The 3627-nt window shown below is 68.7% G+C and carries 3 protein-coding genes; all 3 read right to left on the bottom strand.

Annotation, left to right across the window (positions count from 1 at the left end):
- Window positions 1–708, bottom strand: a 708-nt coding sequence (locus WC493_RS22290; protein ID WP_373068669.1) for a DEAD/DEAH box helicase, incomplete at its 3' end; no start/stop codon positions are given.
- Window positions 709–884: 176 nt separating this feature from the next.
- A complete protein-coding gene (locus WC493_RS22285) occupies window positions 885–1298 on the bottom strand; it encodes a hypothetical protein (protein WP_373068667.1) in 414 nt (137 codons plus the stop codon).
- A gap of 9 nt (window positions 1299–1307) precedes the next feature.
- Window positions 1308–3627 (bottom strand): hypothetical protein (locus WC493_RS22280; RefSeq protein WP_373068665.1); only part of this gene is annotated, 2320 nt, incomplete at its 5' end.

Below are 3627 nucleotides of genomic sequence, written 5' to 3'. Positions count from 1 at the left end.
GCGGCCGGAGATCAGCGTCCCCGCCGGGAAGCATTCGTCGACGACAAGCAGCCCGAAGGCGCGCTGCAGCGCGGCGAAGTCGCGGGTGCCGACGCGCACAGACAATGCCTGCACGGTGGCCACAACGACGTCGCCGGTCGTGTCGCGATCGCCGTCGCCGAGGCACGTGACGGACAGCCCGGGCAGGCAGGCTTCGAAGCTCTTGCGGGTCTGGTGCAGCAGCATTTCGGACGGCACCAGGAACAGCGTGCGCAGGCCGAGGCGGGCCGCGATCGCCGCGGCGGTCACCGTCTTGCCCGCGCGGATCGGCAGGCGCAGCGTGCCGCCGCGGGTGGTCAGGATCGCGTCGACGGCGGCCAGCTGGTAGTCCCGCAGCTGCGGGCCGCCCCACGTGGGCGATCCGACGACGGGCGGCCCGGGCAGGCGTGCGTCTTCAAGCGTGGTCTGGATCTTCTTGCGGTGCAGGATCGCGATCGCCTTGGGGGTCAGGCCTGCCGGGAAGGTCAGTCCGCCAGTCTTGGTGCGCAGCTTGCGGATCAGCCGCTTGCGACCGTCCCAGCGACCGTCGGCGTACGCTTCGGCGAACATCGCGCCTGGCACGGCGTACGACAGCGGGTGGTCAAGGGCCGCGCCGGCGGCGTCCACCGCTTCGGGATCTCCGCGGATCGTCGTCCAACTGGATCCGCGGGTGAGGTGGATCGTGGGCATGCCGCAGGCACCTTGGCGCGGATGCGCCTGCCCGATCCTACGCGCGGCAGGACGGCCCGTGTACGCACGGAAATGGCCCTAGGACGGGCGCGGCGTTTTGCCGCCCCGACCCACGGTTGCGGGGCGGCGCGGGGCGGCGCGGTGGCAAGGCTTCGCAGATCGGGGCGGTCTGGAGGCTAGGGGGCGAATAGCACGCGGGCCGTGGCGGTGATGTCGAACGAATCGCCGGCCGCTTGCCGCACGGCGTCTGGGAAGAAGAACAGGATCACGTTGTTGTCGACGACATTGAGATCCCAAGTCCCGGCGAGGACTACTTCTGCTTGGACGTCGGTGTTGGCGCGGACCGGAGCGTCGGCGGCGTGGCGGTTCACCATGCAGATCTTCCACAGGGTGCTTTGCACCTCATTCGACGCCCGGGCAAAGGCTTCGACTTCGATCCGCGCACCGGTGGCGGCGGGGATCGGGATCGTGAGGATCGTCAGCCAGCCCGGATGGGCCCCACCCGCCGGATCGTTTACCTTGCCGTAGTAGAGGGGCGGCTGCTCTCCGGTGTTGCCGGTGGATCGCAGCCCGTGCGTGATGGTCGCCATGCGGATCTCCTAGTCGTCGCGGTTGCTGGGGCCGATGCTGTGCGGGCCGCCCGCGGGATCGATCACCAGCCCGTGGCCGTTGGTCTGGTTGCAGTCGACGATGCATAGGACGGCGTTGCTGTCCAGGTAGATCCCTTGCCGGGTTCCCGGGGTGGCGTCGACGCGGGTGTGGCAGCCGATCACCCGCACGTGCTCGCCGCGGACGTGGATCCCGCGCGCGGTAGTGGCCACTCCGCCGATCCCGACGTCCTCGGTGCTGACGTCGTTGACCGTCACGTGATCCGACGACGCGCTGACAAGCAGGCCTGCCGCGATCACGGTCGTTCCGGCCACGGCGATCGACGCGATCTCGACAGCGTAGGCGTGTGCCCGGGTGGTTGCGGACAGCAGGATCCCGTAGTCCGCCCAGCCGGCCACGTAGAGCTTGCTCAACCAGACCCGCGAATGCGGCCCGCCGCTCAGGATGATGCCGCCGCGCCCGCCGCCAACGCCGCCGGTCTGCGGGGATCCGGCGCCGGTGATCTTGGACTTCGAGACGTGCAGATCGGTCACGGCGGCAAAGCGCATGCCGACGTCGCTGGCGTCCCGCCAGATGCACCGATCGATCCAGACGTCGGAGATCGGCTCGGCGGTGCAGTACAGGTAGCCATGCAGGCGGCTGGCCTGCACCGATCGGACGTGCACGTTCTCGAAGCGGATCCCGCTGGCGCCAGCGGCCAGGTTGACGAACGCGAAGCGGCTGAGCGTGGCGTCGGCGGCTGCACCTGCGTCGTCGTACACGAGGTTGAGATCGCGGAAGGTGATGTCGGCCTGGCCGTTCAGATCGAACAGCGCCTGTTCCCCGCTCCACTTCACCGCGACCGTTTGCCCGGTGCTGCCGGGCAGGCCTTCGATCAGGACGCCACCCGCGTTGAAGACGATCACGGCGGTCTCGGTGATCGATCCGCAGATCCGGATCCGCCAGTTGCGGCGCATGTCGCCGGCGCCCGGGCGGCTGTAGGCGTTCACGAAGTCGACGGCGGCCTTCAAGGTCCGGAAGGGGGCGTCGACAGTGTCCCCCACGTGCAGATCCACGCGGTTGTCCAGTGGGCCCAGCATGCGCATGTCGACGACGGTCGTGATCACGCCGCCGGCGGACTTCACCCAGGCGACGGGCGTGATGTCTTCGATCGGGGCGATCGTGGCGAAGGCGAACGTGGTGCCGTTCCAAGACACGTATCCCTGGGTGTTGTCGGGGACGGCGACCGTGATCGCGTCGGTGGGTACGCGCTTCCCGGACGAGATCGCAACCCCGTCGTCGACGTGGAGGGCCAGAAGGCCGGGCGCTGTAGGCTCGCACCCCGACACGATCATGTTGGTCAGAACCGCGTCGAAGATGCTGACGGGCTCGTTGATCGCCCCGATCAGGGTCTGGGCGGTGGTCGCCAACGCGGCGGCCGGCGCGGCTGCGCCGATCGGGATCCCGCTGGATCCGCCTGCCTCGTCCTTGTGGTGGATCCGGCCCGCTTCATCGATCCACATTTGCCGCACGCCGGCCGAGCTTTTCACGCTGATCATCGGCGTCTTGCTGTCGGTGGCGTCGGCTCGCACACAGATCCGCCACTTGCCATGGGCGCATTGCTCGAGCACGTCGGCGACCAGAGACTCGCCGGTCGGGTACACGTAGGCGTCAAGGATGCTGAAGACCGCGGGCGGCCCGCCCAGCCCGGCGCCCTGAACCTGCCCGATGTAGATCACGTCGGTCACGTTGATCAGCGGCGTATTGCGCATGATCCGCGGGCCCATCAGCATCACGGCGTAGTCCGCGGCGATCACGCTCGCGACAGTCTGCCCCAGTAGATCGGCGGTGGTGATCTCGTTCTGCCCGGCGACGTAGGCCACCGTCAGTTCGTCGATCGCGGACGCGATCACGCTCGTGGCTGGGGCGATCTTCCAGACGCGCACCGAGCGCCCGGTGTTGTCGACGCCTGCCTCGGTCACGCTGTCGACGCGGATCTTCAAGGTGCCGTCGCCGTTGTCGACCACGCTGTCCGGCGTGCCGAGGTAGCCGATCGTCTCGGTCAGATCGGTGTACTGCGGTAGCCCCGTGCGGGCGTTGGTCTCCACGCCGGTCGGGCCTTCGGCGATCGTGCAGCCCACGTCGTAGTTCACGCCGATCGCGTTCTCGAACTGGATCGCGGTGATCAGCGCGTGGCCGGCCTGTACGTCGGCGATCCTGCCGGATCCATCGGTGCCGTACAGACGCCCGAGGGTGATCTTGTCGTTGCCGCCGGCTGACAGCGCGCAGCTGGTGAACAGTCCGCGGCGCGGAAAGCCTGGCATCAGTGCG

Source organism: Zavarzinia sp., from assembly GCF_041650655.1.
In the GTDB taxonomy this organism is placed as follows: domain Bacteria; phylum Pseudomonadota; class Alphaproteobacteria; order Zavarziniales; family Zavarziniaceae; genus Zavarzinia.
The sequence above is the reverse complement of the archived record's forward strand: the minus strand, read 5'-3'. Positions and strand labels throughout refer to the sequence as shown.